Annotated in this window: 32 protein-coding genes; 11 read left to right on the top strand and 21 right to left on the bottom strand. The window is 66.2% G+C overall.

Features of this window, described 5'->3' with window-relative positions:
* Nucleotides 1–43 precede the first annotated feature (43 nt).
* The 3 genes from VLK31_RS10235 to VLK31_RS10225 form a co-directional block, all read right to left on the bottom strand.
* Nucleotides 44–793, bottom strand: a complete 750-nt coding sequence (locus tag VLK31_RS10235) for an acetoacetate decarboxylase (protein WP_409168285.1) — start codon at nt 791–793, stop codon at nt 44–46.
* 70 nt (nt 794–863) lie between these two features.
* A complete protein-coding gene (locus VLK31_RS10230) occupies nt 864–1,994 on the bottom strand; it encodes a patatin-like phospholipase family protein (protein WP_409168721.1) in 1,131 nt (376 codons plus the stop codon).
* 179 nt (nt 1,995–2,173) lie between these two features.
* On the bottom strand, nt 2,174–2,623 hold the full coding sequence (locus VLK31_RS10225) for a CHRD domain-containing protein (protein ID WP_409168284.1): 450 nt from the start codon (nt 2,621–2,623) through the stop codon (nt 2,174–2,176).
* 160 nt (nt 2,624–2,783) lie between these two features.
* Between VLK31_RS10225 and VLK31_RS10220 the strand changes: the two genes are divergently transcribed.
* The gene (locus VLK31_RS10220; protein ID WP_409168283.1) at nt 2,784–3,335 is read left to right on the top strand and encodes a DUF924 family protein; all 552 of its coding nucleotides are present in this window, start codon (nt 2,784–2,786) and stop codon (nt 3,333–3,335) included.
* Between the two features lie 33 nt (nt 3,336–3,368).
* Here VLK31_RS10220 and VLK31_RS10215 read toward each other — a convergent pair whose 3' ends face one another.
* Nucleotides 3,369–4,295 carry a YihY/virulence factor BrkB family protein gene (locus VLK31_RS10215; protein ID WP_409168282.1) on the bottom strand — a complete coding sequence of 309 codons (927 nt, stop codon included), beginning with the start codon at nt 4,293–4,295 and terminating at the stop codon, nt 3,369–3,371.
* An 85-nt stretch (nt 4,296–4,380) separates the two neighbouring features.
* Here VLK31_RS10215 and VLK31_RS10210 point away from each other — a divergent pair, with 85 nt between their 5' ends.
* Genes VLK31_RS10210 through VLK31_RS10195 form a run of 4 tightly spaced genes read left to right on the top strand, consistent with a single transcriptional unit; the run spans nt 4,381 to nt 7,070 of the window.
* Nucleotides 4,381–4,956: a chromate transporter gene (locus VLK31_RS10210; RefSeq protein ID WP_409168281.1), complete on the top strand. Its 576-nt coding sequence runs from the start codon at nt 4,381–4,383 to the stop codon at nt 4,954–4,956.
* Nucleotides 4,953–5,561, top strand: a complete 609-nt coding sequence (locus VLK31_RS10205; RefSeq protein ID WP_409168280.1) for a chromate transporter — start codon at nt 4,953–4,955, stop codon at nt 5,559–5,561. Before VLK31_RS10210 ends, VLK31_RS10205 begins: the two co-directional genes overlap by 4 nt.
* A 50-nt stretch (nt 5,562–5,611) precedes the next feature.
* Nucleotides 5,612–6,580, top strand: a complete 969-nt coding sequence (locus VLK31_RS10200; RefSeq protein ID WP_409168279.1) for an aldo/keto reductase — start codon at nt 5,612–5,614, stop codon at nt 6,578–6,580.
* A gap of 13 nt (nt 6,581–6,593) precedes the next feature.
* Nucleotides 6,594–7,070, top strand: a complete 477-nt coding sequence (locus VLK31_RS10195; protein ID WP_409168278.1) for a DUF3237 domain-containing protein — start codon at nt 6,594–6,596, stop codon at nt 7,068–7,070.
* A gap of 1 nt (nt 7,071) precedes the next feature.
* On the opposite strand, the gene VLK31_RS10190 is transcribed toward VLK31_RS10195, so the two are convergent.
* Entirely contained in the window at nt 7,072–7,593 is a 522-nt protein-coding gene (locus tag VLK31_RS10190) for a GNAT family N-acetyltransferase (protein WP_409168277.1), read from the bottom strand.
* Nucleotides 7,594–7,638: 45 nt separating this feature from the next.
* On the opposite strand from VLK31_RS10190, the gene VLK31_RS10185 reads away from it, so the two are divergent.
* From VLK31_RS10185 to VLK31_RS10175, 3 genes are all read left to right on the top strand, one after another.
* Nucleotides 7,639–8,253 (top strand): helix-turn-helix domain-containing protein, encoded by a 615-nt coding sequence (locus VLK31_RS10185; RefSeq protein WP_409168276.1) that lies wholly within the window; start codon nt 7,639–7,641, stop codon nt 8,251–8,253.
* 104 nt (nt 8,254–8,357) lie between these two features.
* Nucleotides 8,358–8,528, top strand: a complete 171-nt coding sequence (locus VLK31_RS10180; protein WP_165840258.1) for a hypothetical protein — start codon at nt 8,358–8,360, stop codon at nt 8,526–8,528.
* A gap of 91 nt (nt 8,529–8,619) precedes the next feature.
* Nucleotides 8,620–9,828, top strand: coding sequence for an NAD(P)/FAD-dependent oxidoreductase (locus VLK31_RS10175; RefSeq protein WP_409168275.1), 1,209 nt, complete (start codon nt 8,620–8,622; stop codon nt 9,826–9,828).
* A 24-nt stretch (nt 9,829–9,852) separates the two neighbouring features.
* Here the strand turns inward: VLK31_RS10175 and rlmB are convergent, their stop codons facing one another.
* The 4 genes from rlmB to VLK31_RS10155 are packed head-to-tail and all read right to left on the bottom strand — an operon-like array spanning nt 9,853 to nt 12,898.
* Nucleotides 9,853–10,599 (bottom strand): 23S rRNA (guanosine(2251)-2'-O)-methyltransferase RlmB, encoded by a 747-nt coding sequence (gene rlmB, locus VLK31_RS10170; protein WP_409168274.1) that lies wholly within the window; start codon nt 10,597–10,599, stop codon nt 9,853–9,855.
* A gap of 54 nt (nt 10,600–10,653) precedes the next feature.
* Nucleotides 10,654–11,634: a hypothetical protein gene (locus VLK31_RS10165; RefSeq protein WP_409168273.1), complete on the bottom strand. Its 981-nt coding sequence runs from the start codon at nt 11,632–11,634 to the stop codon at nt 10,654–10,656.
* 4 nt (nt 11,635–11,638) lie between these two features.
* Nucleotides 11,639–12,136, bottom strand: coding sequence for a ribosomal protein L7/L12 (locus VLK31_RS10160; protein ID WP_409168272.1), 498 nt, complete (start codon nt 12,134–12,136; stop codon nt 11,639–11,641).
* Between the two features lie 39 nt (nt 12,137–12,175).
* Entirely contained in the window at nt 12,176–12,898 is a 723-nt protein-coding gene (locus VLK31_RS10155; protein WP_409168271.1) for an ABC transporter ATP-binding protein, read from the bottom strand.
* A gap of 36 nt (nt 12,899–12,934) precedes the next feature.
* Between VLK31_RS10155 and VLK31_RS10150 the strand changes: the two genes are divergently transcribed.
* The gene (locus VLK31_RS10150; RefSeq protein WP_409168270.1) at nt 12,935–13,597 is read left to right on the top strand and encodes an arylesterase; all 663 of its coding nucleotides are present in this window, start codon (nt 12,935–12,937) and stop codon (nt 13,595–13,597) included.
* Nucleotides 13,598–13,656: 59 nt separating this feature from the next.
* Here the strand turns inward: VLK31_RS10150 and VLK31_RS10145 are convergent, their stop codons facing one another.
* From VLK31_RS10145 to VLK31_RS10135, 3 genes are all read right to left on the bottom strand, one after another.
* Nucleotides 13,657–13,860, bottom strand: coding sequence for a hypothetical protein (locus VLK31_RS10145; RefSeq protein WP_409168269.1), 204 nt, complete (start codon nt 13,858–13,860; stop codon nt 13,657–13,659).
* Nucleotides 13,861–13,974: 114 nt separating this feature from the next.
* Nucleotides 13,975–15,168 carry a PLP-dependent transferase gene (locus VLK31_RS10140; RefSeq protein WP_409168268.1) on the bottom strand — a complete coding sequence of 398 codons (1,194 nt, stop codon included), beginning with the start codon at nt 15,166–15,168 and terminating at the stop codon, nt 13,975–13,977.
* The gene (locus VLK31_RS10135; RefSeq protein WP_409168267.1) at nt 15,165–15,833 is read right to left on the bottom strand and encodes a hypothetical protein; all 669 of its coding nucleotides are present in this window, start codon (nt 15,831–15,833) and stop codon (nt 15,165–15,167) included. Before VLK31_RS10135 ends, VLK31_RS10140 begins: the two co-directional genes overlap by 4 nt.
* A 101-nt stretch (nt 15,834–15,934) precedes the next feature.
* On the opposite strand from VLK31_RS10135, the gene VLK31_RS10130 reads away from it, so the two are divergent.
* Nucleotides 15,935–16,795 (top strand): helix-turn-helix domain-containing protein, encoded by an 861-nt coding sequence (locus tag VLK31_RS10130; RefSeq protein ID WP_409168266.1) that lies wholly within the window; start codon nt 15,935–15,937, stop codon nt 16,793–16,795.
* 106 nt (nt 16,796–16,901) lie between these two features.
* Complete coding sequence (locus VLK31_RS10125) at nt 16,902–17,357, top strand: VOC family protein (protein ID WP_409168265.1); 456 nt, start codon at nt 16,902–16,904, stop codon at nt 17,355–17,357.
* A gap of 23 nt (nt 17,358–17,380) precedes the next feature.
* Here VLK31_RS10125 and VLK31_RS10120 read toward each other — a convergent pair whose 3' ends face one another.
* The 9 genes from VLK31_RS10120 to der all read right to left on the bottom strand — a co-directional run bounded on the left by VLK31_RS10120 (nt 17,381) and on the right by der (nt 26,049).
* Entirely contained in the window at nt 17,381–17,905 is a 525-nt protein-coding gene (locus tag VLK31_RS10120; RefSeq protein WP_409168264.1) for a phosphoribosyltransferase, read from the bottom strand.
* Between the two features lie 17 nt (nt 17,906–17,922).
* Nucleotides 17,923–19,254, bottom strand: a complete 1,332-nt coding sequence (locus VLK31_RS10115) for an adenylosuccinate synthase (RefSeq protein ID WP_409168263.1) — start codon at nt 19,252–19,254, stop codon at nt 17,923–17,925.
* 23 nt (nt 19,255–19,277) lie between these two features.
* Nucleotides 19,278–20,438 carry an ATP phosphoribosyltransferase regulatory subunit gene (locus VLK31_RS10110; protein WP_409168262.1) on the bottom strand — a complete coding sequence of 387 codons (1,161 nt, stop codon included), beginning with the start codon at nt 20,436–20,438 and terminating at the stop codon, nt 19,278–19,280.
* 44 nt (nt 20,439–20,482) lie between these two features.
* Entirely contained in the window at nt 20,483–20,671 is a 189-nt protein-coding gene (locus tag VLK31_RS10105) for a DUF2065 domain-containing protein (RefSeq protein ID WP_409168261.1), read from the bottom strand.
* 13 nt (nt 20,672–20,684) lie between these two features.
* On the bottom strand, nt 20,685–21,584 hold the full coding sequence (gene hflC / locus VLK31_RS10100) for a protease modulator HflC (RefSeq protein ID WP_409168260.1): 900 nt from the start codon (nt 21,582–21,584) through the stop codon (nt 20,685–20,687).
* A 20-nt stretch (nt 21,585–21,604) separates the two neighbouring features.
* On the bottom strand, nt 21,605–22,969 hold the full coding sequence (gene hflK, locus VLK31_RS10095) for an FtsH protease activity modulator HflK (protein ID WP_409168259.1): 1,365 nt from the start codon (nt 22,967–22,969) through the stop codon (nt 21,605–21,607).
* Nucleotides 22,970–23,043: 74 nt separating this feature from the next.
* On the bottom strand, nt 23,044–24,213 hold the full coding sequence (gene hflX, locus VLK31_RS10090; RefSeq protein ID WP_409168258.1) for a GTPase HflX: 1,170 nt from the start codon (nt 24,211–24,213) through the stop codon (nt 23,044–23,046).
* A 56-nt stretch (nt 24,214–24,269) separates the two neighbouring features.
* Nucleotides 24,270–24,515, bottom strand: a complete 246-nt coding sequence (gene hfq, locus VLK31_RS10085; protein WP_056522177.1) for an RNA chaperone Hfq — start codon at nt 24,513–24,515, stop codon at nt 24,270–24,272.
* Between the two features lie 190 nt (nt 24,516–24,705).
* The gene (der, locus tag VLK31_RS10080) at nt 24,706–26,049 is read right to left on the bottom strand and encodes a ribosome biogenesis GTPase Der (protein ID WP_409168257.1); all 1,344 of its coding nucleotides are present in this window, start codon (nt 26,047–26,049) and stop codon (nt 24,706–24,708) included.
* Nucleotides 26,050–26,051: the final 2 nt, after the last annotated feature.

Raw genomic sequence — 26,051 nt, 5'->3', positions numbered from 1 at the left:
TGACGTTCCTTGAATGGGTAGGGGTGAAAAAGAGGCTGCGAGATCAGGCGAGATAGTCGTGTTCGACGGTGCCCAGCGCAAGGGTCATGTCGGCGATGTAGTGCACCGCCGATTCAACCTTCAACACCGGCAGGTCGGCCACCGGTGCCAGCGCATGCGGATGCAGTTCGAGCGACGCGGGGCCGGCCCACGCACCGTGCAGCGTCACGTCGACCATGTGATAGCGCACCAGCTCGCAGATGCGCGCCGTGCCGTCCACGTGCGGAATGATCTTCAGCAAGAAGTTGGGCTGGGCAATGCCCGCAAGAATCGGCTCGGGCTCGAGCGCGCGGTGCTTGAAGCCCATGGTGGCCTTGGCGATGCGCACCTTGCCGTAGTCGAGCGTGCCGACCACCACGTCGGTTTCGTAGTCGAGCACCGGCGAGGCCAGCTTCTTCGGAAAGCCCCAGAGCTCGCGCCCGCCGGCAATGGGCGGGTGGTCGTTGAGGTACATCGCATGCACGTAGGCGCCCTTCTCCAGCCCCTTGGCGGTGCGCAGTTGCACTGGAATGACCTGGCCCGACTCGGTGTAGTCGCCGAAGCCGGTGGAGTCGGGCATGCGAATGAACTCGTACTTGACGAGCGGCTCGACCACCTCCAGCGGCTCGGGCACCACGGCGCGCAAAGCGTCCATGTCGGTGCGGTAGGTCACGATAAGAAATTCGCGCCGCATGAAGCGGTAAGGGCCGGGCGGAAACGCGGGGCTGGTGAGCGGCATTGCGAAAGCCGTGCGTCGCACATCTTCAATGTTCATGAACATTTCCTCCTGTTGAAGTGACGGCCCAGTCTGGCGCTGGTTTCTTAGTCGAAGCTGAATCGCGGGGCTAGCGCGCCAGGCCGGGCCGCTTGACGCGCCCCGTTCCGTGCTCACCCAGGTCGAAGGTGGTCACGCCGTTCACCGTGGCATCGGCGCGCAGCGTCTCCGGGTGCGCGAGCGTGATGCGCATGTCGCGCGCGCCGGAGTCCCAGTGCTCTTCCACCGCGGCGCGCGAGAACTCGTAGTCCTTGGAGTCGAGCTCGTAGGGCTTGTCGCGGTAGATCAGGTGAAAGATGTCGATGGGCTCGTGCGTGAGCTGCGACTGCACCGCAAGCACGCTCGGGTCGTTGCGCAGGCTGGCGGGCAGCTTGGTGATGAGGTCCGCAATGGCCTGCTGCAGGTTCATGTTGGCGGCCATCGCGTCGGTGTTCATGCGCGTGCGGCTCGAATAGGTGATGTCCTTCTGCCGCTCCAGCACGCCCGCCAGCGTGCGGGGCATTTCGCCGCGCGCGTTGAACAGGTCGACCTGCAGCACCACCAGCGGCTCGTTGCGCGGATGCATGTCCAGCACGTACTGCAGCGGCGTGTTCGACACGATGCCGCCGTCCCAGTAGTCGTCGCCGTCGATGGTGATGGGCGCAAAGCCCGGCGGCAATGCGCCGCTGGCCATGATGTGCTCGGGCCCGATGCGCTGGCGCGTGTTGTCGAAGTACACCGAGTTGCCGGTGCGCACATTCACCGCGCCCACGCTGAAGCGGGCCTCGCAGGCGTTGATGCGGTCGAAGTCGACCAGCCGTTCGAGCGTGGCTTTCAGCGGCGACGTGTCGTAGTAGCTCAGCAGCGGTGCGGCACCGCCCATGAGCAGGGCCGGCGAATAGCGTGGCTCGAAGAAGCCCGGAATGCCCACCAGCGAGGCCATGGTGGCGCTGAACTGGTTCTGCGCGGCGCGGTCGCCCATCCACGACGGCAGGCGCTGCGAAGGGCTCGACGACATGAGGTGCCAGAACTCGCGCAGCCGGTCGACCCGCTGCGCGGGCGCGTTGCCTGCAATCAGCGCCGCGTTGATGGCGCCGATCGACACACCGGCAATCCAGTGCGGCTCGAGTTCGGTTTCGCTGAGTGCGGCGTACACGCCAGCCTGGTACGCGCCAAGCGCGCCTCCACCCTGCAACACGAGCGCCTTGCGGGCACTGCGCATGTCTTCGCGGCGCGAAGCAAAGGGGTTGAGGGCGGGGGCGGCGGCACGGAGTTTCTTCTTCGAGGGTGTCGTCATGCGTTCATTTGACACCAGCCGTGCGACACCAACCTGACCAGGGAATTACCAGCAACTGACAGCAGTTGCCAAGGGCCCTTGCCTGGCGAGCCCCTGGCGTCGCGTCACATCTTCGGCAGCAGCTGCCCGCGAATTTCGCCGCCCGGGTTGGCCGCCGTGTGCACGTTGGCGTACCACTTGCCGGCGGACAGGTCGGCGGCCTGGGCCGGCGTGAGCGTGGCCTGGCCTTCGATCGGGCTGGCAGGGTTGGCAAAGGGCAGCACCACGCCGGCATTGGCGCCCGCGGCGGCAGGGCCGTGGAAGTGGGCCATGGTGGCGGGGCCGCTCAGGCCCGTGTAGGTGATCTTGTACTTGAGCACGTTGGTGTCTCGGTTGAGCCAGGCCTCGGCCATGCCGCTGCCACGCGTCATGTTGGGCGGGACTTCGCTGGCGGCGTTCATGGCGCCGCTGAAGCTCGCCACGTTCGACTTGGACATCATTCCGCAGCCGACCAACGCGGCACTGGCCACGCCGGTGATGAGGGCTGCGCGCAAAAAGGTGCCGTATTTGTTCATGTGCTGGGTCTCCTGAGCTGTCTGAGGTTATGGAAGCGGTCCCAGCATAGGCAGCAGCGCGCGAGTTGTCTTGTCGGCCATCACCCCGACTTTGGCGGCCTGCGCAGGCCTTACAACAGGCTTGAAGAAGGCTCATGGAGGGCTGAAAGAGAATGTGCCCATGACCGCTCACACCCTCCCCGCTCCCGCCGACGTGGTCGCCTTCTGGCGCGCAGCCGGCCCCAAAAGCTGGTTCGCGAAGAACGAAGCGTTCGACGCCGACTTCATCGCCCGCTTCGCGCACGCGCACCAAGCTGCGGCACGCGGCGAACTTCAAACCTGGATGGCCGATGCCGAAGGCACGCTGGCGTTGCTGATCCTGCTCGACCAGTTCCCGCGCAATGCCTGGCGCCACAACCCGCACATGCTGGCCACCGACGGCCAGGCCCTGGCCGTGGCGAAGAAAGCAGTTGATGCGGGCTTCGACACACAGCTGGAGGCCGCACTGCGGCCCTTCTTCTACCTGCCCTTCATGCACGCAGAAGTGCTGGCCGAGCAGGAGCGTTCAGTGTTGCTGAACGCGGCGCTGGACGCCAACACCCAGCGCTTTGCGCTGCTGCACCGCGACATCGTGGCGCGCTTCGGCCGGTTTCCGCATCGCAACCGGCTGCTGGGGCGCACGTCGAGCATGGAAGAGCAGAAGTACCTGGACGAAGGCGGCTTCGCTGGCTGACCCGCGGCCAGGTGTTCAGGCGTCTGAGGCATCTCAGGCGTCTGTATGCACTGGCAACGGCGCGTCGCGCGTGGGTGAGGGGTTCAGGTCGCCCACGCCCTTCATGTCTTTCATGGAGCCGTAGGTGCGCGCATAGACCCAAGTGAACTCGGCCCCCAGCAGGAAGATCTGCGCCGAGTAATACACCCACACCAGCACCACCACCAGCGAACCGGCGGCCCCGTAGCCGGATGCCACGCTGCTCTTGCCGATGTACAGCCCGATAAGGTGCTTGCCCACCGTGAACAGCAGCGCCGTCACCGCCGCGCCCACCCACACGTCGCGCCACTGCACCCGGGCCCGCGGCATGATCTTGTAGATCATCGCGAAGATCACGGTCACCATCGCAAAGCTGAAGAGAAAGTTGACCACCTGCGCGGTGCTCTCCCAGGCCCCGAACATCGGCGACCACCACTTGCCCAGGGCCGCGAGCGCGGCACTCGCCACCAGCGACACCATCAGCAAAAAGCCGATGCCCATGATCATGCTGAACGACAGCAGCCGCACGCGCAGCATGTTGAACAGGCCCGAGTTCTTCGCACGGGCCGGCGCGCGCCAGATGCGGTCTAGCGCGTCCTGCAGCTCACCGAACACCGTGGTGGCACCCACCACCAGCAGGCCGATGCCGATGACCGTGGCCACGACGCCTTCGGTGGGCTTGTTCACGGCCTGCAGCATGCCCTGCACCGCCGCGGCACCCTGCGTGCCCATGAGGCCCGAGAGCTGCGCAAAAATCTCGCCGCGCGCCGCCTCCTGGCCGAACACCAGGCCCGCCACCGCAATGACGATCAAGAGCAGCGGCGCGATGGAAAACACCGTGTAGTAGGCCAAGGCGGCCCCCATGCTGGGGGCGTAGTCGTTCGACCATGAATTGAAGGCTCGCTTGCAGAGGTCGAAGAGGGCGCGCAGTTGGTTGATCATGCGGAATTGTCTCTGTGGTGAAGGGCGGCGCCTTGTCAGTCCGCTGCCCGGCATGGTGAAGGCATGCCCACGATAATCGCAGCCCATGCACCCGTCTCCTCCAGCCACGGTTCGTCACCCGCAGTCGCCGCGCGACCTGTTCGTTTCATTCACCTTTTTGGCGCTGCAGGGCTTCGGCGGCGTACTGGCCATCGTGCAGCGCGAGATGGTCGAGAAGAAGAAGTGGCTCACGCCCGAGCAGTTTCTCGAAGACTGGGCCGTGGCGCAGGTGATGCCAGGGCCCAACGTGATCAACCTCGCGCTGATGATCGGCGACCGCTACTTCGGGCTGCGTGGCGCGCTGGCCGCGGTCGCGGGCATGCTGACCGTTCCGCTGGTCGTGATCCTGGCGCTGGCCGTGCTGTACGCCCATTACGCCGGCAACCCGCAGGTGGCCGCCGCGCTGCGCGGCATGGGCGCCGTGTCGGGCGGGCTGATTGCCGCCACCGGCATCAAGCTGGTGCCGCAGTTGCGCAAGCACCCACTGGGCTTCGTCACCTGCCTGATATTCATGGCGCTGGTGTTTCTGGCCATCGCGGTGTTCAAGGTACCGCTGGGCTGGGTGCTGCTGGTGGTGGGCGGGGTGGCCTGCGTGTGGACCTGGAAGAAGATCGCGCCATGACCAGCATGACCATCGTGATGCAGTGGCACGACTGGCTGGCCCTCTTCGGGCAGTACCTGCTGCTGTCGCTGCTGTCGATCAGCGGCGCCATCACCACCGTGCCTGACATGCACCGCTACTTGGTGGCCCAGCACGGCTGGCTCACCGACGCGCAGTTCAGCTCCTCGGTCGCCATTGCGCAGGCCGCGCCGGGGCCCAACGTGCTGTTCGTCGCGCTGATGGGCTGGAACGTGGGGCTCAACGCGGGCGGCGGCATCGGTGCAGGGCCCGGGGCCTGGCTGCTCGGGCTGTTCGGGCTGCTGGTCACCATGGTCGGCATCATGGTGCCGAGCACCACCCTCACCTACTTCGCCACCCGCTGGGGCCACCGCAACCGCACCCGGCGCGAGGTGCGCGCCTTCAAGCAGGGCATGGCGCCCGTGGTGGTGGGCCTGCTGATCGCCACCGGCTGGGTGCTGGCCGCAGGCAACCATGCAGGCAGTGCGCCTGCGTGGCACCTGTGGCTGCTCAGCGGCGTGGCCGCGCTGGTCGTGTGGCGCACGCGCATCCACCTGCTGTGGCTGCTGGGTGCCGGCGCGGTGCTGGGCGCCGTGGGCTTCGTCTAACCTTTGCTCCTTCCTACTTTCTTTCTTCCCTTCTTCAGGACACCTTCGACATGTCGCAACTTCGCCCGCTCGGCCGCTCCGGCCTCCTGGTTTCCCCGCTCGCCTTCGGCGGCAACGTGTTCGGCTGGACGGTGGACGAGGCGGCCTCGTTCAAGCTGCTCGACGCCTGGCTGGACGCGGGCTTCAACTTCGTGGACACGGCCGACGTGTATTCGGCCTGGGTGCCGGGCCACACCGGCGGCGAGTCGGAAACCATCATCGGCAAGTGGCTCAAGCAGACCGGCAAGCGCAACCGCGTGGTGCTGGCCACCAAGGTCGGCAAGCCGATGGGCGAAGGCAAGGTGGGCCTGTCGCCCGCGTACATCCGCGAGGCCGTGGAAGCCTCGCTCAGGCGCCTGCAGACCGACCACATCGACCTGTACCAGTCGCACGACGACGACGCAGCCACGCCGCTGGAAGATTCGCTGGGAGCCTTCGACGCGCTGATCAAGGAGGGCAAGGTGCGCGCCATTGGCGCATCGAACTACACCGCGCCGCGGCTCGAAGAAGCGCTGGACGTGTCGGAGCGCCTGGGCATTGCGCGCTACGAGAGCCTGCAGCCGCTGTACAACCTGTACGACCGCGCGGTGTTCGAAGACGCGCTGGAGCCGCTGTGCGTGAAGCGCGAAGTGGGCGTGATCAATTTCTACGCGCTGGCCGCGGGCTTTCTCACCGGCAAGTACCGCACCGAGGCAGACGCCAGCAAGAGCGCGCGCGGCGCCAACACCACCAAGAAGTACCTCAATGAACGCGGCCTGCGCATCCTGGACGCGCTCGACAAGGTGGCGCAGCAGTACAACGCCAAGCCAGGCCAGGTCGCCATTGCCTGGCAGATCGCCCGCCCCGGCGTGACGGCGCCCATTGCCAGCGCCACCTCGATAGCACAACTCGAAGAGCTGGTGGTCGCCACGCAGCTGAAGCTCGACGCCGGCACCATCGAGATGCTCGACCGCGCCAGCGCCGAGACCCCCGCCGCCTGACGGAACACGGGCGATGAGCGTCTTCGATTCCATCGCCGCGCCCGCGCTCGAGCACTTTGCCGACCTGCGCGTCGAGGTGGGCGTGCCGCAGGTGCTGGGCAAGAGCGCGCGCGGGCTGCGCCGCATGGTGCCGATCACCGGCGGCGAGGCCGTCGGGCATGGCTGGCGGGCCCGCGTGCTGCCGGGCGGGAGCGACTTTCAGCTGATCGTGAGCGACACGCTGTCAGAGCTGGACGCGCGCTACGGGCTCGAAACAGACGCGGGCGACCTGGTCTACGTGCAGAACCACGCGGTGCGCGCGGCGTCGCCCGAGGTCATGGCCCGGCTGCTGCGCGGCGAGCCGGTCGACCCTGCGCAGGTGTACTTTCGCTGCAGCCCGCGCTTCGAAACCACTTCGCCCGCGCTGAAATGGATCAACGAACGCATGTTCGTGGGCGCGGGCATGCGCCACCCGGCCGAAGTGGTGATGCGCTTCTACACGCTGGCGTAGTTCAGCCGTCGACCGGGTTCAGCGGCGTTGCCAATATGCGCTGGTAGAACGCCACGTCGAGCCAGCGGCCGAACTTGAAGCCGGCCTGGCGCACCGTGCCGGAGTGCTCGAAACCCAGACGCTCGTGCAGCGCGATGCTGCCTGCGTTGGCGGCATCGATGGCACCCACCATCACGTGCACGTCGCGCGCCGCGGCCTCGGCCACGATGGCTTCCATCAGCGTGCGGCCCAGGCCCTCGCCACGGTGGGCGCTGTCGACGTACACCGAGTGCTCCACCGTGTACTTGTAGGCCGGAAAGGCGCGGAAGGCCCCGTAGCTCGCAAAGCCCAGGAGCTTGCCGTTGTCGTCCACCGCGCCGATCACCGGAAAGCCGCCGGCACGCTTGGTGGCGAACCACGTGACCATGTTCTCCAGGGTGCGCGGCTTGTAGTCGTACAGCGCGGTCGAGGTGACGATGGCCTCGTTGAGGATGGCAAGGATCGCGGCGGCGTGTGCTTCTTCGGTGCAGGGGATCAGACGCATGGTGTTTCTCGGAGGTCGTTCAATATAGGAGAATAATAATCTCATATGAGAAACGAATCAGCGCCTTTTGCAACCCCTGTTCCTGCCGCATCGGAAGCACCAAGCGACGGCATCGACGCACTCATCGCCACCCGGCTGGCAGCGCTTCGGCAGGCGCAGGCGCTCAGCCTCGCGGAACTGGCGCAGCGCTCGGGCGTGAGCAAGGCGATGATTTCGAAAGTGGAGCGCGCGCAAAGCAGCCCCACTGCCGTGCTGCTGGGCCGCCTTGCCGCAGGGCTGGGCGTACCGCTGGCGCAGCTGCTGACCGAGGAGAAAGCGCAACCCCAGCGGCTGCGCCCCCGCGCGGCACAGGAGGTCTGGCGCGACCCGAAGGCAGGCTACCTGCGCCGGCAGGTCGCCGAGCGCCATGCGGGCAGCGGCGTCGAACTGGTCGAGGTCGAGCTGCCGCGCTCGGCCCAGGTCGGGTATCCGCGCTGGAGCGGCAAGCCCTACCGGCAGTGCCTTTGGATGCTCGAAGGGGCACTGCGGGTGGACTACGGCGACGAGCGTTTCGAGCTCGCACCTGGCGATTGCCTGGACTTCGGCGTGGACCGGCCCCTGGTTTTCAAGGCATTGGGGCGCAGCGGCTGCCGCTACCTGTTGGTGGCCAGCCCCGACTAGGCACAGGGTAGGCAAGCTCCCACACACACTGGCGACCGATGCCGGTGTGCAGCAACGCCGCCTTGGACATACTGCAATGCATCTCAGCTTCTGGAGGAACAGCGATGTCATTTGCGCTCTACATGATCGGTTTTGTGATTTTCCTGGGCGGTGTGATCTGGGGTGCATCGGTGGCCGGCGTGCCCACGCTGTACATCGGCATCGGCGCCATGATCCTGCTGGGCATCGGCATCTTCAGCGCGGTCGGCCGCACGCGCGGCAAGGACCCTTCCTGAGTTCACACAGGCTTCACGCCTCGCGCACAGGGGCTGGCTAACTTCGCATGCGCACCGCACAACGTGGTGCGCATCGAACCGTCAGCCGCCCATGCACACCTCTTCCAGCTTTTTCTCCTCCCTCGATTCGTCTTGTGCCGCGCCCGAGCCGGCACACATCCCTTCGACAAACAACGGCCTCGGCAGCATCAAGGTCGACCTGCTCGTGGTCGGCGCGAGCTTTGCAGGGCTCGCCTGCGCACGCGCCGCGGCCATGGCAGGCCTCAGCGTGATGGTGCTGGAGAAAAAGACCAGCGCCGGCGCCAAGCTGCACACCACCGGCATCATCGTGAAAGACGCGGTCGACAGCGTGCCGTGGCTGGCCGAAGTGCCGCCAGCGCTGGTGCGCCGCATTGACGGCGTGCGGCTCTATGCGCCCAACATGCGCCATGTCGACCTGCATGCACCCGGCTATTGGTTCTGGGCCACCGACGCGCCCGCCCTGCTCGACTGGATGGTCGACGCCACGCGCGCGTGCGGTGTCGATGTGCGCCTGGGCACGCTCTTCGAGCAGGCGCTGTGGCGCCTTGGCCGCTGGGAGGTGCCGGTGACGCAGGGCCCCTGCATCACCGCCAAGTACCTTGTGGGCGCGGACGGCCCGCATTCACGAGTGGCCAAGGCGCTGGGCCTGTCGCGCAACACACGCTTTCTTTACGGCATCGAGCATGAGTACCAGGGCGCACGCATGGCGCCCGACCTGCTGCATTGCTTCGTCGACCGCCAGCTCGCGCCCGGCTACATCGGCTGGGCGCTCGACGGCGTGGACGTGAGCCAGATCGGCCTGGCGCGGCGCGTGAGGCCGAACGATGCGGGCGCGCTGAAGCTCGACCCGCTCCTGCGAAAGATCGCCTCGGTGGTCACGCCGGGCGACGCGCCACCAGTGGCGGTGCGCGCCGGCATGATTCCTTGCGGCGGCGTGCTGCCGGTGGTGGCGCGGGAACGGGCCCTGCTGGTGGGCGACGCGGCCGGCATGGTGTCGCCCGTGACGGCGGGCGGCATCCACACGGCGCTGCAGCACGGCGAAGGCGCCGGCAAGGCCGTGGCGCGCTTCGTGCGCGGCGAGGTGGGCGACCCGGCCACGTGGTTCGTTCGCGGGTATCCGGGCTTTCGCCTCAAGCGCACGCTGCGCTGGGCCTTCGACCATTTCCAGAGCGACTGGATGTTCAACCACCTGCTGGGCACGCCGCAGATGCGGCGCGTGGCGGAACTCGTGTACTTCCACCGCAAGGGGGCGCCGCTGCCCCGGGACCCCAGGGCGTAATGCCTGAAGCGTCGGGCGTTCCGCTCAGACGCTGCGTTGCCGCATCGCCTCGTAGAGGCACACGCCGCTGGCCACGGAGACGTTCAGGCTCTCGACCGCGCCAGCCATCGGAATGCTCACCAGCTCGTCGCAGGTCTTGCGCGTGAGTTGGCGCATGCCGTCGCCCTCGGCGCCCAACACCAGCGCCAGCGGGCGCTTCAGGTCGGTCTGGTAGACCGTGCCCGGCGCGTCGTCGCTGGTGCCCACGCACCAGATGCTGCGCTCCTTGAGCTCGTTCAGCGTGCGCGAGAGGTTGGTGACCATGAAGTACGGCACCGTTTCGGCCGCGCCGCTGGCCACCTTGGCCACGGTGGCATTGATGCCGGCCGCATGGTCCTTGGGGGCGATCACCGCATGCGCGCCCGCGCCGTCGGCCACGCGCAGGCAGGCGCCCAGGTTGTGCGGGTCGGTCACGCCGTCGAGCACCAGCAGCAGGGGCACGGTGCCGGCGGCTTCCAGGCCTTCGAGCAGTTCGTCGAGCGAATGGATTTGCGCGACCGGCTCCACGCGCGCCACCACGCCCTGGTGGCCGTGGCTGCCGCTGAGCTTGGACAGCCGCAGGCCGTCGGCCTCGACCAGCCGCACGCCGGCATCTTGCGCACGCGCAATGAACTGTTTCATGCGCGCGTCGCGCCGGCTGGTGTCGAACATCACTTCGAGCACTGATTTGGGCGCGGTCTTGATGCGCACGCCCACGGCATGAAAGCCGAAGATCACTTTGGGAGAAGACATGGCCCGATTATCGAGTGCCGCGCGCCCCACCCCGCCAGAACGTGCCGCAAGGCCTCAGGCCAGCGGCAGGCCGCTGAGCGCGCGGGTGCGCTCGTCGTGCAGTTCCTGCACCGCCTTGGCGCTCGGATGGACCTTGTCGGCGTTGCCCACGCTCTCCAGGTACTGGCACGCGGCGTGGCCCACAGCGACTTGCTCGTAGCGCGCAATCCAGGCGTCGCGCTCGGCCAACTGCTCGGGCGCGACCGGCCACACGCCGCGCCGTGGCCGCACATGCTCATCGATGCCGATGCGCCAGGGCTTGGCGCTCAGGCGGGCGCGAAAACAGTTCTGGTTGCGGCACATGCGCGCATAGACCTTGTCCACGCCCAGCGCATGGAAGCAGTCGGCCACGGCCATGTCAGCGGGGTTGAACACATCGTGCATGGCCAGCAGGCGAAAGCCAGCGGGCGTGCGGTACACGCGCAGGTGCCAGTCGGGGTGCTGGTGCATGAAGCGGCCGATGCGCTCGGCCGCCTGCTTCTCGGGCGCCGGGTTGCCGCTGGGCTCCCCGCGCTTCTTGCGCTGGCCGATGAACCAGGCAACCGCAAACACCACGATGAAAGCGATCAGCCCGCCCAGCCAAGTCTTGGCGGCCCAACCACCAACCACGCCGGCAATGAGCGCGGGCACCAGCGCAAAGCCGAACACGCTGGTGCGCAAGGGCTGCTCGAAGTCGATGTCGACGAACAGCACGTCGGGCGTGTTGAGGCAGCGCGCGCCATAGGTGTTGCGCGTGACCACGGTGTCGCCCTGGCGTTCGACGATTTCCTCGCGGATGGGCACGCCGTCGGCGCCGTTGTAGGCCCGCTTGCGCTCGCGGCGGTCGAGCTTCTCGCCCTGCGCGATGCGGTCGAAGGCCTCGCGGGTGCGCTGGTCGGCATGGGCCTGCGCGGCCAGCGGGCTTTCGTCGGACCAGCCGTATCGGCGAACGGTGATCTGCTTGCCGGCCACCCGCTCCTGGATGCGGCCTTCGGCCCAGAACTGCGGAACGATCATCGCGTCAGACTTCTCCGCCGAAATACATCCACACCATCAGCGCCAGCAGCACGACGACGACCATCGGCAGCCATTTGTAGCTGCCGCCCTGCACGCGGCCCGGTTCCTCGACGCGACGGCGCGGCATGGCCGAGGGCAGCGGGCCGAAGCCGCCGGTGGACGGGTCGTCATGGTTCTCGACCAGCCGCTTGGCGGCGGCCAGGCCCAGCCCGGTGGCCTCGCGCGTGAGGCGGATGGCCTCGATCTTGTTGCCTTGCACCAGAGCCGCCAGCGCCGTCGAGGGCATCGATGCAAAGCCGCGGTCCTGCATGGCCGCGCTGGGCACGCCACGGCTGCCTGCGGTGTCTGCGTCGTCCCCTGCCGCCATGCGATCGGCATAGCGTTCGACAGCTTCCTTGGCCGACTTGAGGTCCATGCCCGTGCTGTCGCGCACGATCTTGATGGCCTGGATCAGCCTGCCGCTCTGCAATGCGTCCACGGCGTCGGGGGGAAGTTCTTCCATGCGGTCTCCTCGGATGTATCTTGCTATTTATTTAATAGCTTACAGCGCTTGCTGCACGGGCGCTACGGCAGCTTTTTCATTAATGGCCACACGTCCGGCCTCGATGGTGATGCGTCTTTCGCACTGCGCCGCAATGCCGCGGTCGTGGGTGACCAGCACAAGCGTGGTTCCCAGTTCGCGGTTCAGGTCGAACATCAGCCGCATGACCTGCTCGCCGGTGGCGAAGTCGAGGCTGCCGGTGGGCTCGTCGGCCAGCAGCAGCGCCGGCTGCACCACGAAAGCACGGGCCAGCGCCACGCGCTGCTGCTCGCCGCCCGAGAGCACCTTGGGGTAGTGGGCCAGGCGCTGGCCGAGGCCCACGCGGCCCAGCATCTCGGTGGCGGCCTTGCGCGCGTCCTTGCGGTTGGCCAACTCCAGCGGGAGCATCACGTTCTCCAGCGCGCTCAGGTTGCCCAGCAACTGGAAGCTCTGGAACACGAAGCCCACGCGCTGGGCGCGCACCGCGGCGCGCTCGTCCTCGTCGATGGCGAAGATGTCCTCGCCGGCAATGCGCACCGTCCCACGCGTGGGCGTGTCCAGCCCGGCAATGATCGACAGCAAGGTGCTCTTGCCGGAGCCCGAGGCGCCGACGATGGCCGCGGTCTCCCTTGCCCCGAGGGTGAAATCGATGTCCTGCAGAATGTCCAGCGTACCGGTCGAGTCGGTGACGGACTTGAAGACATGCTCGACGGCAACAATGGCATCTGACGGAGGTTGGGACATGGAAAGGCTTTGGTTTTGAATCGACGTGACTTTATCTTGACCACCGCCGCGCTCGGCAGCGCGGGGCTATGGGCGAACGCGGCGCAGGCCCAGGCACAGGCCCCGACATCGAACACGGCAGCCGCCTCGTCGGCGGGCAAGCCGGTGATTCTGGTGCTCGGCGATTCGCTGAGCGCAGAGTACGGGCTGAAGCGCGGCGAAGGCTGGGTACCCTTGCTGGAGAAAAGGCTTGCGCAGCAGAAGGTGGCCGCCAGCGTCGTCAACGCCAGCATCAGCGGCGACACCAGCTCGGGCGGACGCGCGCGTTTTCCGGCCCTGCTCACGCAGCACAAGCCTGGCTATGTGGTGGTCGAGCTGGGCGCCAACGACGCGTTGCGCGGCCTGCCGCTCACGGACACCGAAAACAACCTGCTGCAGATCACCAAGGCCGCGAAGGCCGCGGGCGCGAAGGTGCTGATCGTCGGCATCCAGGTGCCACCGAACTACGGCGGCGACTACACGCGCCGCTTCGAGGCTGTGTTCTCGAAGGTGGCAAGCGCCACGCAATCGGCCCTCGTGCCCTTCTTGCTCAAGGGCGTGGCTGACGCGCCCGACGCCATGACGCTGTTTCAGGCCGACCGCATTCATCCGACCGCGGCCGCGCAGCCGCAACTGCTTGACAACGTCTGGCCCGAACTGCGCAAGCTGCTGCCCAAATAAAAAAACCGCCGCAGGCGCAGGCCTGCGGCGGTTCATTCAATCGGTACGCCAGGAATGGATCAACCGTTCTTGGTGGGCAACTCGGGCACCGTGGGGGCATCGCGTTCAAGCGAGGCCACATCGGTTTCCGGGTCTCCGGGGGCAAGGCCGTCGCTGCTCGGGGAGAGTTTGCGATGCGCCTTTTCTCGGAGCTTCTCTTCCTTTTTCTTTCTCTTGGCCAGCTCTTTCTGGCGCTTCTCGTAGCCGTAATTGGGTGTTGCCACTGCTTCTCCTTGGGCGAGGCAGTCAGGGTGACTGCGCGGGGCCTACTGTAAGCGATAACGGTGCAGCCCCAAGACGTTACCCCGCGCAGCGCCCCAGAGGGCAGAAGCGATTTTTTACATTCGCGCCAGCGCTTGCTGCAGATCGGCGCGCAGGTCCTCGACATCTTCCAGGCCGATGGAAAAACGCACGAGCGTGCCCTTGTGCGGCCAGCGTGCCACGGACGCGTCGCGCATCAGCCCGATGTCGTAGGGCACCACCAGGCTGATCGGCCCACCCCACGAATAGCCGAGGCGGAACAGCTTCAGGCTGTCGCAGAAGCGGTCGACCTGCTCGCTGCTGTAGCGCTCGTCGAACACCACCGAGAACAGGCCGGCGGCCAGGTCGGTCTCGCCGCACAGCGCGCGCCAGTGCACATGGCCCGGCGAGTCTTCCAGCGCCGGGTGCAGCACCTGCGCAATTTCTTCACGGCCGTTGAGCCAGCCCGCCAGCTCGCGTGCCACGCGGTCGTGCGCGGCGTAGCGAAGCCCAATGCTGGGCAGCGAACGCAGCAGGGTCTCGACGTCGCCCACGCCAATACCGAAGCCCATGCGCATGTGCGTGAGCTTGAGCGCGCGGTGCAGGCGCTCGTCGCGCGTGACGACGCTGCCCATCAGCACGTCGCCGCCGCCGCTGGGGTACTTGGTGAGCGCGTGCACCGAGATGTCGACGCCCTGCCCGGTGCCCTTGAAATCGAAGGGCGCGAAGGCCAGGCCGGCGCCCCAGGTGTTGTCCAGCGCGGTCATCACGCCGCGTGCGCGGCAGACGTTCACCAGTGCGGGCAGGTCAGGGAATTCCATGGTCACCGAACCTGCCGCCTCGAGCCACACGAGCCGCGTGCGGTCCGACAGCTTGGCCGCAAGGTCGGCCGGGTTCATAGCGTCGTACATGCGGTGGGTGATGCCGAAGTTGGCGAGCTCGCCCGTGGCCAGCGCCTTGTTGGGGCCGTAGGCGTTGTCGGGAATGAGCACCTCGTCGCCGGTCTTCAGGAACGCGAAGGACACCAGCGCAATGGCTGCCAGGCCGCTGGGCACCAGCAGGCATTCGGTGCCGCCTTCGAGCGTGGCCAGGCGCTCCTCCAGGGTGAAGGTGGTGGGCGTGCCGTGCAGACCGTAGGTGTAGCCGGCCTTGGTCTTCCAGTCGCGCGCGCGCATGGCGGCGACGTCGGCGAAGAAAACGGTCGACGCCTTGAACACACCGGGCTGCGGCGCGGCAAATTTGGCGGGCGGGGTGTAGGGGTGGTGAATCAGGTGGGTGGAAGGCTTGCTCATGCGGCAATGCTAGCCGCCCTGGGCACCACCCACTCGGCCTTCAGCTCGAACAGGTCTTGCGGGTTGCGCCAGCTTCCGTAAGGCAGTTGGGACCGCAAAAAGCAGGACATGGTGCCGGTCCCCGCCTCGGAGCCCGACACCACGCTCACGCTGTCCCACAGAACGGCGCGCATCCGTGCGCAATCGACGAGCTCGTGCGTCTTGAGGTCCCACCCCAGTTCCACGACGCAGGCGCGGATGCGGTCCAGTTTCGACGGCATGGAGAGCGAGGCGATGTGCAGCGCGGGCTTGTCGAAACGCTCGGCATGCCGCAGCGAGAAGATCTCCAGCCCGGCACGTTGTGCTGCTTGCAGCGCCAGCTTCGCGTTGCAGCCGAGCATGGCGGCGACGGCCCAGTGGTCGTGGTCGCGGTCCGATGTCGTGAGGCGCGCAAGGCATCGGTCGAGCCACGCGGTTTCGTCGGTGCGCCATTCCGTCCACAGCGGGGCCAGCGAATTTCGCAAGAGACCGGCTTCGTGCGCGGCGCCGAGCAGATTGATGCGGCGATCAAGGTCGTCGCGGTGTGCGATCAGGTCGCCGCATGCGGCGGCCAGCGGAAAGCGCCCCTTCTCCAGCGACGTGGCTTGCAGTTTCAGGAGTTTTCGCTCGATGGGATCAGTGGCCATGGGGTCAGCTTATCCGAGCGCCATGGCCTCTTTCGGCCTGCCGGTTCCGCCGCACAATGCGCCGATGGGCGACACGCCCGCTTCCTGAAAAAGCCTGTGGCATGCAGCTGACACGCCTCCCTGCTCCCCACCTTCGGCCCTTTGTGCGGCTGCTGTGGACCTCGTCACCCCGCGGCACGCCACTGGCAAGGCCGGGCGCACGCGAGCATGTGCTGCCGACCGGCGGCATGCACCTCGTGTTCCGCATGGGCGGGCCGCCGCTGCGCCTGTTCCGCAACGACGCCGATGCACAGGGCTTCACGGTGGGCTACGCGATGGTGGGCGGCACGCGCAGCGCTTTCTTTGTGCGTGACGTGTCCGTCGAGACGCCTTCGGTCGGCGTCATGCTGCAGCCAGGCGCGGCCAGGGCGCTGCTTGGCGCGCCTGAAGATGCGCTGGCCGATTGCCACACGCCGCTCGACGCGCTCTGGGGCGCCGACGCAGGCTTTGCGCTGGAGCAATTGCACAGCACCGATGCCCCGGCGCGGCGGTTGGCGATCGTCGAGGCTCTGCTGACCGCACGCCTGGGCGCGCACTCGGCAGCACGCGCGCTGCACGGCCTGCACCCTGCGGTGGCGCATGCACTGGCCAGCCTGTCCGGCGCCATCGCCCACGGCCACGAAGCGCAAGCCGGCACCATCGGCCAACTGGTGCGGCACAGCGGCTACAGCCACCGGCGTTTCATCGCACTCTTTCGCGGCATGACCGGGCTGGCGCCCAAGCAGTACGCACGCATGCTGCGCTTCGACCGGGTGCTGGCGCAGTTCGCCATCGAACCCGGCCAGCCCTGGGTCGACCTTGCGCTGCAGGCCGGCTACAGCGACCAGGCGCACTTCAACCGCGACTTCATGACCATTGCCGGCATGTCGCCGCAGGCCTACCGGCGCGCAGCGCCTTCGGCCTCGCGGCATGTGGATGTTTGAGGCCTCTTCGGCAGTTGCGGCAGCTGCAGCAGGTCAAATTTGTCCAAGACCCGACGAGCGACGAAATCCAGAATCGCGCCCATCTTCAACTGAACGAGCAAAGACCATGGCCATCCACGAACTGTTCCCGTACCTCTGCGTGCACGATGCCGCTGCAGCCATCGACTTCTATTGCGAGGTCTTCGAGGTGAAGGAAATTTTTCGCCTGACCGAGCCCAGCGGGCGCATCGGCCATGCGGAACTGGACTTCCACAACGGCGCGGTCCTGATGATTTCGGACGAATTTGCGGAGTTCAACATCCGCAGCGCGAAGACGCTGGGCGGAACGCCCGTCTCGCTGCACCTGCATGTGGACGACGCCGACACGGTGGTGGCGCGTGCCGTGGCGGCAGGCGCCACGCTGGACATGGCACCGCAGGACCAGTTCTACGGGGAACGCTCCGGTGTCTTTCGCGACCCCTTCGGCCATCGCTGGAACGTGGGGCACAGCATCGAGAAGCTGACGCCGCAGGAGATGCAGCGGCGCTATACGGCGATGCTGCTCAATCCCGCCGCTGAGTGAGTCGGCAGGATTGAAAGCTCAAATCAGACCGACCACTTCTCGATGAGCTTCTCTGCACCCATCGAGTCGTAGCCTTCGAAGGGCTGGTGAATCCACGGGTTGGTGGCCAAAAACTCCACTTGGTAGTCAGGCGTGAAGGTCGACAGCGCCTTGGTCCAGATTACCGCGCTGCGCAGCTCGGTGATGGGCGGGTAGTTGTTGCGCAGCATGTCCATCACGGCATGCAGCGTGTGGCCCGAGTCGGCCAGGTCGTCCACCAGCAGCACGCGCCCGGCGATCTCGCCCTTGGGCGTGGTGATGAAACGGGCGATGTCGAGGTGGCCCTGCACCGTGCCGGCGTCGGCGCGGTACGAGCTGGTCGACATGATGGCCAGAGGCTTGTCGAAGATGCGGGAGAGCACGTCGCCCGGGCGCATGCCGCCGCGTGCCAGGCACAGGATGGTGTCGAACTCCCAGCCCGACTGGTGCACCTTGATCGCGAGCTTCTCGATCAGGTTGTGGTACTCGTCGTAGCTGACGTAGAGATGCTTGCCGTCTTCGGTCAACATGGTTCTGATTTTCCTCTTCAGTCGGCCAGGTAGGGGTGACGCATCATGATCGTGTGATCACGGTCGGGGCTGGTCGACACCATGTGGATCGGCACACCGGTGACCTGCTCGATACGCTGCAAGTACAGGCGCGCATTGACCGGCAGCTTGTCGTACTGCGTGACGCCCACCGTGCTCTCGGTCCAGCCTTCGAGGGTTTCGTAGATTGGCGTGCAGCGTTCGATTTCGTCCGCGCCCATCGGCAGGATGTCGGTGATCTCGCCATCGAGCTCGTAGCCGGTGCACAGGTCGAGCGTTTCCAGGCCGTCCAGCACGTCGAGCTTGGTGATGCACAGGCCCGACAGTCCGTTGACCTGCGCCGAGCGCTTGAGCAGCGCGGCGTCGAACCAGCCGCAACGGCGGCTGCGCCCCGTGGTCACGCCCTTTTCGGCGCCCACGGTGCTCATGTGGTTGCCGGGGGTGCCGGGCTTTTCCCAGTCGAGCTCGGTGGGAAACGGACCACCGCCCACGCGGGTGCAGTAGGCCTTGGTGATGCCCAGGATGTAGTGCAGCATGCCCGGGCCCACGCCCGAACCGGCGGCGGCATTGCCGGCCACGCAGTTGCTGGAGGTGACGTACGGGTAGGTGCCGTGGTCGACGTCGAGCAGCGTGCCCTGCGCGCCTTCGAACAGCAGATTGGCGCCGTTCTTGTGGGCGTCGTTCAGCTCGCGCGACACGTCGGCCATCATGGGCTTGAGCAGCTCGGCGTGCTTCATCGCTTCGTCGAAGACTTCGTCGTAGTCGATGGCGGGCGCGCTCAGCACCTGCGTCAGCACGTGGTTGTGCAGGTCGAGCAGCACGCGCAGCTTGGCCGCGAAGCGCTCGGGGTGCTTCAGGTCTTGCACGCGCAGCGCGCGGCGGGCGATCTTGTCTTCGTAGGCCGGGCCGATGCCGCGGCCGGTGGTGCCGATCTTCTCGATGCCACCCTTTTCGCGGTAGGCCTCGCGGGCGATGTCCAGCGCGGCATGGAACGGCAGAATCAGCGGGCAGGCCTCGCTGATGCGCAGGCGCGAACGCACTTCGACACCGGCTTTTTCCAGCCCTTCGATTTCCTCGAACAGCTTGGCGGCGGACAGCACCACGCCGTTGCCGATGTAGCACTTGACGCCGGGGCGCATGATGCCGCTCGGAATCAGGTGCAACGCGGTTTTCACGCCGTTGATGACCAGCGTGTGGCCCGCGTTGTGGCCGCCCTGGAAACGGACCACGCCTTGGGCGCTTTCCGTCAGCCAGTCGACCAGCTTGCCTTTGCCTTCGTCGCCCCATTGGGTACCGACGACGACCACGTTTCTACCGGTGGTTACGCTCATGCTCGTTCCATTGCTTCAAAAATTCAGATCGTTCGGACATTCCACTGCCCCGCTTGCTCGACGAGCTCGCGGTCGCAATGGAATTCATCGATTTCGCTGCCATGGCCCGGCAGCACGCAGACTACCGTTTCGCCAGACTTGCGCAATTGGGCAATTGCCTGACGCAGGCCTGCCGCGTCGCTCCAGGGCGCGCGGATGGCGGCACGCAGCGGGCGCGCCGGCAACACGCCGACCAGCTCCCGCACGTCGAGGCTGAAGCCGACCGCCGGACGGTTGCGGCCGAACACGGCCCCCACTTCGTCGTAGCGGCCACCGCGCACCAGTGAATCGGCCGCGCCGGGCACATAGATGCCGAAACGCATGCCGCTGTAGTAGGCGTAGCCGCGCAGGTCGGCCAGGTCGAAGCTGATCTCACGACCCGCCACGCCCTCCAAGCCGTTAGCGAGCTGCTTCAGGTCGGCCAGGGCCGCATTCACTGCGGGCGTACCCTTCAGAGCCTTGGCGGCCTCGTCGAGCACCGACGCATCGCCGTACAGCTGAACCAGCGCGCGCAGCCCGTCACGGGAGGCAGCGGGGAAATCCTTGGTGAGGACGTCGAGCTCGCTCGCATCCTTGGCTGCCAGCGCGGCATGCACCCGGGCCAGCCCGGCGGCGTCGATCGGCACGCCGTCGAACAGGGCACGCACGATGCGGGCATCGGCCAGGTCGACGATCACGCCCTCTTCCACACCGGCGGCCTGAAGGCAGTCGAGCGCCAGCAGCAGCGTTTCGGTGTCGGCCTCGAGGCCGGCATGGCCATAGATTTCGGCGCCGAACTGCAGCGGCTCGCGGGTGGCATGGGGCCGGTCGGGCTTGGTGTGGAGCACCGGGCCGCAGTAGCACAGGCGGGCCACGCCGTCGCGGTTCAGCAGATGGGCATCGATGCGCGCCACCTGGGGGGTGGTGTCGGCTCGAAGGCCCATGCTGCGGCCGGAGAGCTGGTCGACAAGCTTGAAGGTTTGAAGGTCGAGCGCCTCGCCGGTGCCCGAAAGCAGCGACTCAAGGTGCTCGAGCAGCGGCGGCATTACCAACTCGTAGCCATAGCCACGGGCGGTATCGAGCAGCTGGCGTCGAAGTTCTTCGATGTGGCGCGCCTCGGAAGGCAGCACATCGGCAATGTGATCCGGGAGAACCCAGGCGGACATGGGAATCGGGGGCGTGGTTAAACCGGGATTCTACCGGGACCGCGCTACCCCAAGAACCAGAGCAGTACCAAACCCAGCAGGATGCTGCAAAGTCCAAAGAAACGAAGCTGGCCGTCGCGCAGCTGCATGAGCTGCCCAAAGCCGCGCCGCCACCCTCCTGGAGAGACGAAAGGCAGGATGCCTTCGATGACCAGGACGAGCGCCAGCGCGCTCCAAAGGGTGTCGGCGCTCACGGGCTCCGGCGAATCAGCGACGCGGTGCGTTGGTGGTCGATCCCGAGCCTTGCATGGCGCGGAAGAAGTCAGACGACGGGTCGAGCACCAGCACATCGCTCTTCTTGTTGAAGCTCTGCTTGTAGGCCTCGAGGCTGCGATAGAACTGCGCAAACTGCGGGTCCTTGCCAAAGGACTCGGAATACGCGGCGGCGGCCTGGGCATCGCCCTCGCCCTTGATCTTCTGGGCATCGCGGTAGGCATTCGCGACGATCACTTCGCGCTGGCGGTCGGCGTCGGCCCGGATCTTTTCGCCTTCGGCCGTGCCGGTCGAGCGCAGTTCGTTGGCCACGCGCTTGCGCTCGGCTTCCATGCGGCGATACACAGATTCGGTGATGGCTTCCACATAGTCGACACGCGTGATGCGCACGTCGACCACATCCACGCCCCAAGGCTTGGCACCCTTCACCACTGCGAGCACTTCGCGCTGCACGTCAGCCATCAGCGCCTCGCGGCGCACCGAGATCAGGTCACGCACGGTGCGCTTGTTGATGTTTTCCTGGAACGCATTGCGCACCACGCGGTTCAGTTGCATGGCCCCAGCGTTCTCGTCGAGGCCGACGTTGCGGATGTAGGCCTGCGGGTCGCTGATGCGCCAACGCACGTACCAGTCGATCACCACGCGCTGCTTCTCGGCGGTGAGCATCGGCTCGGTGTCCAGGCTGGAGAGCGTCAGCAGGCGCTTGTCTATGTACGACACGTTCTGGAACGGCGGCGGCAACTTGAAGTTGAGGCCGGGCTCGGTAATGACCTGCTTGATCTGGCCGAGGGCATACACCACGCCGAACTGGCGCTGATCGACCACGAAAAGGGTCGAGCTGAGCAGCACGAGCAAGACGAGGATCGACGAGGCGATGAATCCGATTCTGTTCATGTTCTTCTAGGCCTTGTTCATCAACGCACGTCGCGGTCGCGCGAGCGGCCGTCACGGCCACGCACGTCGCTTGTGGTGGGAGCCACGGGGATCACCGAGGACTGGGCCGGCGCGGTGCCGGCAACGTTCGGGCTGGCCGCATCGACCGGCGTGGCCGCTGCGCTGTTGCCGCCCATCTGCATGAGCTTGTCGAGCGGCAGGTACAGCAGGTTGGAACCCTGCTTGCTGTCGACCAGCACCTTGGTGGTGCTGGCGTAGATCTGCTGCATGGCATCGGTGTACATGCGGTCACGCGTGACCTGCGGTGCCTTCTGGTACTCGGCCAGCACCGCGCCAAAGCGGCCTGCATCACCTTGAGCCTGCGCCACGATGCGCGCCTTGTAGGCCTCGGATTCTTCCTTCAGGCGCGAAGACGTACCGGTGGCCAGCGGCACCACGTTGTTGGCGTAGGCCTGGGCATCGTTCTTGGCGCGTTCGCGCTCCTGGCCGGCCTTCAGCACATCGTCGAATGCGGCTTGCACCTGCTCGGGCGGACGCACGCCACCCTGCTGCAGGTTGATGCCGACGACTTCGACGCCGACCTTGTAGCGGTCCAGGATGGTTTGCATCAATGTGCGCACGCGCGGTGCGATCTGGTCGCGCTCTTCAGCCAGGGCGGCGTCCATCTTCATCTTGCCGACCACTTCGCGCACGGAGCTTTCGGCCACCTGCACAATGGTTTCGGCCGGCGACTTGCTCTCATAGAGCCAAGCGCGCGCATCGCTCAAGCGGTACTGCACGGCGAACTTGATCTCGACGATGTTCTCGTCTTCGGTCAGCATGGCCGATTCACGCAGGCCGGTGGAACGCACGATGGCATCGCGGCCTACGTCGGTGGAACGGATCTGCGTGGTCACCACCAGCTCGTGGCGTTGAATGGGGTATGGCAGGCGCCAATTGAAGCCGGCGTTCACGGTGGACTTGTAGCGGCCGAACTGGGTCACCACGGCCTGTTGGCCTTCGTTCACGATGAAGAAGCCGGTGCCGAGCCAGATCAGCACGGCTACGGCGGCCACGAGCCCAAGGCCGAACCCTGCGTTCTTCATGTCGGGCTTGAAGCCATTGCCGCCACCGCCGCTGCTGCCGCCATTGGGGCGGTTGCCACCGCCCTTGCCGCCGAAGAAGCCTCCGAGCTTGCGATTGAGGTCGCGCCACAGCTCGTCAAGATCTGGCGGCCCCTGGTTGGGACCCTGTCCGCGGGGACGGTTGTCGTTGTTGTTGCCCGAAGGCGGGGGTGTCGGTGCGCCCGGAGGGTTGGCGTCGGGCGGCCGATTGCCGGCCGGGCCATCGCCGTTGGACGACGGTTCGTCGCCGCGCCCCCATCGGCCATCGTTCAGATTGAACATGCCCAGAAACCCTCTCCACGCTGGCTTTGAATTCATTCGCTTCGTTCTCTTGTCAGTGGCGGGATTGTGCCCAATCAATCGGCGGAATCGGGCAATTCAGCGTCCGCCTCAGGGGTCATCGTATCGGCTACCGAGCCCGACTGCCGGGCGAGCTCTGCGCGCAGCAGCGGCACACCCTCGCCGCTCTTGGCGCTCAGGAAGATGCGGGGCACCTGCACGCCGTCGACTTCCATCTCGTCCTGCAGATGCAGCGGATGTTGTGCGCTTTCAAGGGCATCGAGCTTGTTGAAGACAAGAAGCTGCGGCACGGTGTCCGCGCCGATGTCGCGCAGCACCGACTGCACCTCGGCCATCTGCTCGGGGTAATGGGGGTTGGACGCGTCTATCACGTGCAGCAGAAGATCGGCATCGACCGCCTCCTGCAGCGTCGCCTTGAAGGCGTCGACCAGGCCGTGCGGCAGGTCGCGAATGAAGCCCACGGTGTCCGAGATCGACACCTGGCGACGCGCGTCGCCCAGGTACAGGTTGCGCGTGGTGGTGTCGAGCGTGGCGAACAATTGGTCGGCCGCATACGCACGCGCCTTGACCAACGAATTGAACAGCGACGACTTGCCCGCGTTGGTGTAACCCACCAGAGAGATGTTGAAAGTCTCGCGCCGCTCACGCTGGCGGCGCTGCGTGCCGCGCTGCTTTTGCACCTTGGCAAGGCGCTCGCGCGTGCGCTTGATCGACTCGCTGATCATGCGGCGGTCAAGCTCGATTTGCTTTTCGCCCGGGCCGCCGCGCACACCCGCACCGCCGGTCTGGCGCTCCAGGTGAGACCAACGGCGTACCAGTCGCGTGCTGAGGTACTGCAGGCGAGCGAGCTCGACCTGCAGCTTGCCTTCGTGCGAACGCGCGCGCTGGGCGAAGATTTCGAGAATGAGGAAGGTGCGGTCGTAGACGGCAACGTCGAGCTGCCGCTCGAGATTGCGCTGCTGCGCAGGGCTCAGGGACTGGTCGAAGATGACTTCGCTGGCCCTGTGCAGGGCAGCCAGTTCCTTGATTTCTTCGGCCTTGCCGGTTCCAACGAACAATGCAGCGTCGGGTGCCTTGCGCTTGCACGCAATACGGGCGACAGGCGTGAGGCCCGCGGTCTGCGCGAGCAGGCCGAGTTCCTCGAGTTCGCTGTCGAAATGGGGCAGCCCGAAATCGACGCCGACGAGAACGGCGGCGCCTTCCAAGCGGGGGATCAGTTCAGACAAGCGGGATCAGAATAGGGGAAAAAGCGCGGCAGCCGGGGCTGCCGCGCTCCGCGCGATCAGGCAGCGGCGTCTTCGTTCTCGTTGGCCGAGAAGTTGACGGCACGACCCGGCACGATGGTGGAAATGGCGTGCTTGTAGACCATTTGTGTCACCGTGTTGCGAAGCAACACGACGTACTGGTCAAAGGACTCGATCTGGCCTTGCAGCTTGATACCGTTGACCAAATAAATGGAAACCGGCACATGCTCGCGACGCAAAGTGTTCAGAAACGGGTCTTGCAGAAGTTGCCCTTTATTGCTCACGATATTCTCCGTGTTCAAGAGTAGTTGTTGGAGATATGACCTTAACACAGGGTTTCCGCGCTGCAGCAACCGGGGTCAAAAGCCTTGAGAAAATAACGTCTCTCAAAAGGCGGAACTTCCGTGACAGCAGCAAGTCAACAGCGGCCATCGGAGGCCAAGCCCCCAAATGCCCTGACCGCTTGCTGCGCCCTTAGTCGTCCTTGTCGGCAAACGGATTCGCCGAACTCTTGAATTGAATGCGCAGCGGCGTGCCCACCAAGTCGAATTCCTTGCGAAAGCGCCCTTCGAGGAATCGCTTGTACGCCTCGGTCACATGCTCCAGCGAATTACCGTGGATCACGATGATCGGCGGGTTCATGCCCCCCTGGTGCGCATAGCGCAGCTTGGGGCGGTACATGCCACCGCGCTTGGGCGCCTGAAACTGCACCGCCTCGAGCAGGAGCCGGGTCAGCACCGGCGTCGACATCTTGCGCGTGGCCGACTTGTGGGCCTGCGCAATCGCCTGCCACACCGGGCCCAGGCCCTGGCGCTTGATGGCCGAGATGAAATGCAGCGCCGCGAACTTCAGGAAGGGCAGCCGGGTTTCGATCTGGCGCTGGATCTGCTCGCGCTGGTAGCTGTCGACCGCATCCCACTTGTTGATGGCAATCACCACCGCACGTCCGCTTTCGAGGATGTAGCCGGCAATGTGCGCGTCCTGGTCGGTCACGCCTTGCGTGGCATCCAGCAGCAACAGCACGACGTTGGCCGACTCGATGGCCTGCAACGTCTTGACCACCGAGAACTTCTCGATTGCCTCGAACACCTTGCCCTTGCGGCGCAGGCCGGCCGTGTCGATCAGCTCGAAGTGTTGCCCGTTGCGCTCGAACGGCACCGAGATGGCGTCGCGCGTGGTGCCCGGCATGTCGAAGGCCACGAGGCGCTCCTCGCCGAGCCAGGTGTTGATCAGCGTCGACTTACCCACGTTGGGCCGGCCGGCCACGGCCAGCTTGATCGGCTTGTTGACATCGTCTTCGTCGACCTCGTCCTCGGGGTCTGGCAGGTTCAGCGGCTCGAGCGCAAGCTCGACCAGGTCACGCATGCCCTGCCCGTGCGCCGCGGACACACCGTGAACGTCGCCGAAGCCGAGCTCGTAGAAGTCCACGAGCCTGGTGCCGTCCTGCATGCCTTCGGCCTTGTTGGCCGCCAGCACGCAGGGCTTGCCCAGTCGGCGCAGCTCGTTGGCAATGTCATGGTCTTGCGCCGACAGGCCTTCTCGGGCATCGACCACGAAGATCACCACATCGGCCTCGGCCACGGCCTGGCGCGTCTGCTTGGCCATTTCCTTGTAGATGCCGCTGCCCGCGTCGGGCTCGAAGCCACCGGTGTCGATGACGATGAACTCGTGCTTGCCCAGGCGACCGTTGCCATAGTGGCGGTCGCGCGTGAGGCCGGCAAAGTCCGCGACGATGGCGTCGCGCGTCTGCGTCAGGCGGTTGAAGAGGGTCGACTTGCCAACATTGGGTCGTCCGACCAGGGCCACGACCGGCTTCATGG

Source organism: Variovorax sp. H27-G14, from assembly GCF_046156345.1.
Classification (GTDB): Bacteria; Pseudomonadota; Gammaproteobacteria; order Burkholderiales; family Burkholderiaceae_C; genus Variovorax.
This window is presented reverse-complemented; position numbering and strand designations above follow the sequence as displayed.